A 6,055-nucleotide genomic window follows, 5' to 3' on the forward strand; every position below is an offset into this window, starting at 1 on the left:
CTCGGTGCGGCGCGACAGGTCGTCGGAGGCCTGGCTGATCTCGCCCGAGCCCGAACGGATGGCCGCGACATTGGCCGTCACCGAGGCGATGGCCTTCTCCAGCTGTCCAATGGCTTCGTTGAAGTCGGCCTTCAGCTGCGCCGCCTTGGGCGCGAAGGCGACGTCGATCCGATGGGTCAGGTCGCCGTTGGCCATGGCGCCCAGCCCCTGGGCCAGGGCGGTGATGGCCACCTTGTCGTCTTCAGCCTCGCGAGCCTTCTCGGCCTCGACGCGGGCGCGCTCGTCCTCGGCCGCCTGACGCTGGGCGACGGCTTCGGCTTCCAAGCGGTCCTTGGCGATGGCGGCGTCCTTGAAGGTCTGGACGGCGGCGGCCATCTGACCGACCTCGTCCTTGCGGCTGGCGGCCGGCACGGCCACCGAGGTGTCGCCCGACGCCAGGCGGCGCATGGCCGTCGTCATCGCCGTCAGCGGCTTGGCCAGGATATTGGTCAGCATCACGGCCATGCCGGCCGCCAGCGCCAGCGCCAGCACCAGGCCGCCGATCAGCACCATGCGGGCCGTCTTGGCGACCGACACCTGGGTCTCGGCATAGATGCGGCTTTCCTGGACCTTCTTCTCGATCAGGCCGTTCAGGGCGCTTTCGGCCGGGTCGATGAATTTGTCAGCCTCGCCGTTGCGGCCGACCATGGCGATGGCCTGCATCCAGCCGGCCTGATCCACGACCAGGGCCTGGCCGCGCTGGACCACCTGCTTGTTCCACTCGTCCGCGGCGGTCCGAGCCGCGCGCACCTGCGTGGCGCTGGCGCGGTCCAGTTGCGTCACGCGATCGAGGCTCTTGTTGAAGCTCTGCCGGTGCTCTTCCAGTCGTTGCAGATAGTAGGGGTCGCGCGACACCAGGAAGCCGCGATAGCTGGCCTCCTGCCGCGCCAGATAGAATTGCGCCGCCTCGGCCTCGCGCTGGACGACGCCCGCGCGCGCTCGATCCGCCCGCGCCGCATCCAGGGCGTTGATCTGCAAAAACACCGTCAGCCCCATGGCGACGATGGCCAGGATGACGACCGCAAAGGCCGCCATCAGTTTCTTTTCGATCTTAAGGTCGCTCAGCATGGCGTCCATCTAACTCACCCCCCGTGAAGATTCTCTTGAGAGCCGAACCGGCTTTCGATCAGAAGTTGAAGCTGAGCGCCCCCACCAGGCGCCCGTCGTAGTTGTCGCCAAGCGCATGGCTGTCGGTGTCGTACCAGCGCGCGTCGATGGCCCATCGCTCGTTCAGGTTGTGCTTCACGCCCAGATTCCAGGCGTTGTAGTCCGCCCCGCCGTCCGCCGATCGCACGCCGAAGGCGGCCGACGCCTTGGTGCGCGGCCCCAGGGCCGTCGACGCCTGAGCCTCGATCCACCAGGCCTCCTTGGTCGCGGCGAAACCGTCGGGCGTGTAGTTGATCCGCAGCCGTCCGGAGACGCGCCCGAACTTGCGCGAGGCGTCAGCCTGATATTCCCAATAGTTAGAATCGACGCCCGAGCGCGTGCCCGGCAGGTCGCGGTTCACGACCGACAGATCGAAGGTGACGCCCGCGGCCTTGGGCCGCCAGCCCAGCGCCGTCACGATCTCGGCGTCGGAGCCTTGAGACAGCTTGGCCGTCGAAGCGAAGACGCTGCCGTAGAAGTCGCCGTAGGACGCCTCAAGGCTGGCGTTCAGACTGGGGTCGCCGGCGCTCTTGCCCAGGCCCTTGCCGACGTATTCGCTGGCGAGACCCAACTGGCCTTCGATGGACTGGGCCGCTGCGGGCGCCGCAAGCGCCGCTGACAGAGCCATAATCAAACCGCCCGTGAGCGGGTTACGGAGCGCGCGAACGCCCTTCTGGCGTCGAGCGATAATTTGGAAGGGCATTCAGACCTCTTTGAGACTGATCCCCTTCTGCGCGGAACAACGGTAGACAATCGTAAATTCGCCCGTACGTAGAAATCCGCAATTCACGATGCTCACATTTGTCGCGCAGGTTTCTTTCGCCAGAACGCCGCTGCATTTCTTAACGACTGAGTAACCATAGAGCCGAAGATCATACATACCAACGTTATGACAGAAATGTGCGTTTTTTCATCTCACAAAGAACTGTGGGCGACAATTGCATGTTAGGTAAGACCTATCTAATAAGCCCTTCTTACCTGCCTCATGACGACGACGACACGGAAGGGCTCGCCTCCTGATCTACCGGGAAGCGAGGACAAGTTCGATTTACTCAGTATTGGACCGCTGCTCCCCTGACGTCACGCCACCCCCTCGTCCTTGGGCGGCGGCTATCGCCTTGGCGTGCGCCCTGTTCATCGTTGCGGCCCTGACGCTGGGGCTGGCGGCGCCGTCCCTCTCACGCAGCCTGATCTTGATCGCCTTGATGCTGGCGCTGGCGGCCGTGGCGGCTTTGATCCTGGTCTGGCGACAGGCTTCTGGTCTTGCCGGAGCCCTGGCGGCGCGCGACGCCATGCTGAACGTCGCCTTCCTGTCGACGCCGACCCTGATGCTGACACGCGAGGGCGCGATCTCACGGCTCAACGACACGGCGCTCGCCATGCTGAAGATCACGCAGGATGAAGCATTGGGACGGCCTTTCGCCGAGATCGTTCCGGGCTTCGACATCGCCACGCTCGCCGCGTCCGGGACGCCGTCCGGCTTGCTGGAGGCCGACTCCGGCTACTGGATCGGACAACGACCGGACGGATCGACCTTTCCGGTCGGCATTCAGTTCGGCATGACGCCCGGCGGATCGGACCGGGATCATGTGGCCCTGGGCCTGGCCGACCTGACGCTGCGCTACGCCGCCGAGGCTCAGGCCCGCGAACTGCACGCGCAGTTGAACACCGTCTGGCGGCTGAACTCTCTCGGCGAGATGGCCGCCACCCTGGCCCACGAGTTGAACCAGCCCCTGAGCGCCGCCAGCGGCTATATGCACGCCAGCCGGGCCGACATGGAGAAGGCCGGCTCCCTGGGCGACAGCGCCTGCCGCACCCTGGACCTCGCTCAAGGCCAGTTGCTTCGCGCCGGGGAGATCATTCGCCGCATCCGCGCCTTCCTGACCCAGGAAACCGGCGTCCTGGGCGGCGAAAGCGCCTCGGACATGATCGAGAACATGAAGCAGATCCTGACGCGCGTCGGCCAGGCCCAGAAGGTCGCCCTGCGTATCGACATGGCCCCGGATTGCGACCGGGTGCGGGCCGACCGCATCCAGTTTCAGCAGGCCGTGGTCAATCTGGTCCGCAACGGCGTCGAAGCGGCGGCGGGTCGCCACGGCGCCCAGGTCAGCATCCTGGGCCGCACAGAAGCCGACGGCTATCGCATTAGCATCGAAGACAACGGCCCCGGCGTCGCCGACGATCAACGCGACCGCCTGTTCCAGCCCATGACCAGCACCAAGCCCGGCGGCATGGGCCTGGGCCTGTCCGTCACCCGCACCATCGTCGAGCGACACGGCGGCGTCCTGAACGTGGGTCGCAGCCAGGCTCTGGGCGGCGCCGCCTTCTTCTTCACCCTGCCCTTGGACCTGGAGGCCACGACCGCGTGAGCGATCATTCCGTCTTCGTCATCGACGACGATCCGGCCGTGCGCGACGCCCTCCTGCGGGTGCTGCGCGGGCGGGGCGTGCGCGCGCGCGGCTTCGCCAGCGGAACCGAGTTCTTCGCCGCCCTGCCCGAGGACGCCTCGGCCTGCGTCATCACCGATGTGCGGATGCCGGGCATGGACGGGACCGAGATCGTGCGCCGCCTGGCCGAACTGCGCGGCGAGACCTGGCCCGTCATCGTCATTACCGGCCACGCCGACGTCTCCATGGCGGTGCAGATGATGAAGACCGGCATCGTGGACTTCATCGAAAAGCCCTTCGACCCCGCCCGCCTGGTCGAGGTGGTGAAGGGTTGCCTGGCCCAGCTCGGCGACCTGGACGCCCGTCAGCAAACCCGCCAGCAGGCCCGCCTGCGCCTGGGCCGTCTGACCCCGCGCGAGCGCCAGGTGTTCGACGCCCTGGTCGCCGGCGCCTCCAACAAGGAGATGGCTCTGGACCTGAAGATCAGCCCCCGCACGGTCGAGGTCTTCCGCGCCAAGGTCATGACCAAGATGGAGGCCGACAGCCTGCCGGCTCTGGTTCGCATGGGACTGATGCTGACCTAGACCGTTGATCTAGGCGTTTCGTCATCTTGCAGCCGCGCCCGCTCCGGCGCGTTATGTCGGCTCCCCGACCGCATCGAAGGAACCGCCCCATGTCCGATCCCGCCCGCCTGCTGCGTCATCAGGCCTATGTCGACGGCCGCTGGATCGACGCCGACGGCGGCGGGACGATCGAGGTGACCAACCCGGCCACGGGCGAGGTGCTCGCTGCCGTCCCGGACATGGGCGCCCTTGAGACCCGTCGCGCCATCGCCGCCGCCGAGGCCGCGATGAAGCCCTGGGCCGCGAAGACGGCGAGCGAACGCGCCCGCATCCTGCGCCGCTGGTTCGATCTGATGATGAGCGAGCAGGACGCCCTGGGCCGCCTGCTGACCCGCGAACAGGGCAAGAGCCTGACCGAGGCGAAGGGTGAAATCGCCTACGCCGCCAGCTTCATCGAATGGTTCGCCGAAGAGGGCAAACGCACCTATGGCGAGGTCATCCCGACCTATGACGCCGGCAAGCGGCTGATGACCCTGCGCCAACCGGTCGGGGTGGTGGGCGCCATCACCCCGTGGAACTTCCCCGCCGCCATGATCACCCGCAAGGTCGGCCCGGCCCTGGCCGCCGGTTGCGCCGTTGTGCTGAAGCCGGCCAGTCAGACGCCGCTGTCGGCCCTGGCGCTGGCCGTTCTGGCGGAAGAAGCGGGCCTGCCGCCCGGCCTGTTCAACGTCGTCACCGGCTCGGCCTCCGCCATCGGCGGCGAGCTGACGTCCAATGAGGCGGTGCGCAAGATCAGCTTCACTGGCTCGACCGAGATCGGCCGCCTGCTGATGCAGCAGTCGTCGCAGACCATCAAGAAGATGAGCCTGGAGCTGGGCGGCAACGCCCCCTTCCTCGTCTTCGACGACGCCGACATCGACGCCGCCGTGGCGGGGGCCGTGGCTTCAAAATACCGCAACGCGGGCCAGACCTGCGTCTGCACCAACCGCTTCTATGTGCAGGCCGCCGTCCATGACGAATTCGTCGCCAAGCTGACCAAGGCGAGCGAGGCGCTGAAGATCGGAAACGGTCTGGACGAAGGAGTCCAGATCGGCCCCCTGATCGACGAAAAGGCCGTGAAGAAGGTCGAGGAGCACGTCGCCGACGCCCTCGCCAAGGGCGCGACGCTGCTGACCGGCGGGGCTCGTCACGCGCTGGGCATGACCTTCTTCCAGGCGACTGTCCTGTCGGGCGTGACCCAGGACATGAAGATGTGCCGCGAAGAGACCTTCGGCCCCGTCTCCGGCGTCGTTCGCTTCGAGACGGAAGAGGAAGGGATCGCCTTGGCCAACGACACCATCTTCGGCCTGGCCGGCTACTTCTACGCCCGCGACCTGAGCCGCGTCTGGCGCGTGGCCGAGGCGCTGGAGACCGGCATGATCGGCATCAACACCGGCCTGATCTCCACCGAAGTCGCACCCTTTGGCGGGATCAAGCAGTCGGGCCTGGGTCGCGAGGGTTCGAGCCACGGCATCGAGGACTACCTCGAGATCAAATACCTCTGCATGGGCCTGTAAACCTCAGCTTCTCAGAAACGCCTTCAACGCCGCCGGCTTGACCGGCTTGGGCAGCAGGATGGCGCCCGCAGCCGCCGCCTGCTCCTTCAGTCCGTCGCGGGTGTCGGCGGTGACCAGGGCGATGCGCCGAACCCCTCGGGCCCGCAGAAAATCCACGGCGGCGAGGCCGTCAGGCTCGTCGTCGCCCAGGTGCAGGTCGACCAGGGCCGCGTCGAACGGCCCCGCCGCCGCTCGCGCGTCCGCCACCGAGCGCGCCGTCACCGCCTGCGCGCCCCAGCGATCCAGCAGGGCCGTCAGGGCGTCCAGGATAGCGGGCTCATTGTCCACGCACAGCACGCGCAGGCCTGCTAGCGGCAGACGGCGG

At 67.1% G+C, this 6,055-nt stretch carries 6 protein-coding genes; 3 read left to right on the plus strand and 3 right to left on the minus strand.

Features of this window, described 5'->3' with window-relative positions:
• Both RT567_RS12570 and RT567_RS12575 read right to left on the minus strand, forming a co-directional pair.
• Positions 1-1,107 (minus strand): HAMP domain-containing protein (locus RT567_RS12570; RefSeq protein ID WP_313576663.1); only part of this gene is annotated, 1,107 nt, incomplete at its 3' end.
• Positions 1,108-1,165: 58 nt separating this feature from the next.
• Positions 1,166-1,813 carry a TorF family putative porin gene (locus RT567_RS12575; protein ID WP_313576664.1) on the minus strand — a complete coding sequence of 216 codons (648 nt, stop codon included), beginning with the start codon at positions 1,811-1,813 and terminating at the stop codon, positions 1,166-1,168.
• Between the two features lie 490 nt (positions 1,814-2,303).
• Here RT567_RS12575 and RT567_RS12580 point away from each other — a divergent pair, with 490 nt between their 5' ends.
• The 3 genes from RT567_RS12580 to RT567_RS12590 all read left to right on the plus strand — a co-directional run bounded on the left by RT567_RS12580 (position 2,304) and on the right by RT567_RS12590 (position 5,691).
• The gene (locus RT567_RS12580) at positions 2,304-3,554 is read left to right on the plus strand and encodes an ATP-binding protein (protein ID WP_313576665.1); all 1,251 of its coding nucleotides are present in this window, start codon (positions 2,304-2,306) and stop codon (positions 3,552-3,554) included.
• Positions 3,551-4,156, plus strand: a complete 606-nt coding sequence (locus tag RT567_RS12585) for a response regulator transcription factor (RefSeq protein ID WP_313576666.1) — start codon at positions 3,551-3,553, stop codon at positions 4,154-4,156. Before RT567_RS12580 ends, RT567_RS12585 begins: the two co-directional genes overlap by 4 nt.
• 89 nt (positions 4,157-4,245) lie before the next feature.
• Positions 4,246-5,691, plus strand: coding sequence for an NAD-dependent succinate-semialdehyde dehydrogenase (locus tag RT567_RS12590; protein ID WP_313576667.1), 1,446 nt, complete (start codon positions 4,246-4,248; stop codon positions 5,689-5,691).
• Between the two features lie 3 nt (positions 5,692-5,694).
• On the opposite strand, the gene RT567_RS12595 is transcribed toward RT567_RS12590, so the two are convergent.
• A partial coding sequence (locus RT567_RS12595; protein ID WP_313576668.1) for a response regulator occupies positions 5,695-6,055 on the minus strand: 361 nt, incomplete at its 5' end.

Source organism: Brevundimonas sp. (genome assembly GCF_032107865.1).
GTDB lineage: Bacteria > Pseudomonadota > Alphaproteobacteria > Caulobacterales > Caulobacteraceae > Brevundimonas.

Bases quoted from the DNA above. Each gene is read 5' to 3' on its own strand.
- RT567_RS12575 (WP_313576664.1), bottom strand. From the start codon at position 1,813: ATGGCTCTGTCAGCGGCGCTTGCGGCGCCCGCAGCGGCCCAGTCCATC.
- RT567_RS12590 (WP_313576667.1), top strand. From the start codon at position 4,246: ATGTCCGATCCCGCCCGCCTGCTGCGTCATCAGGCCTATGTCGACGGC.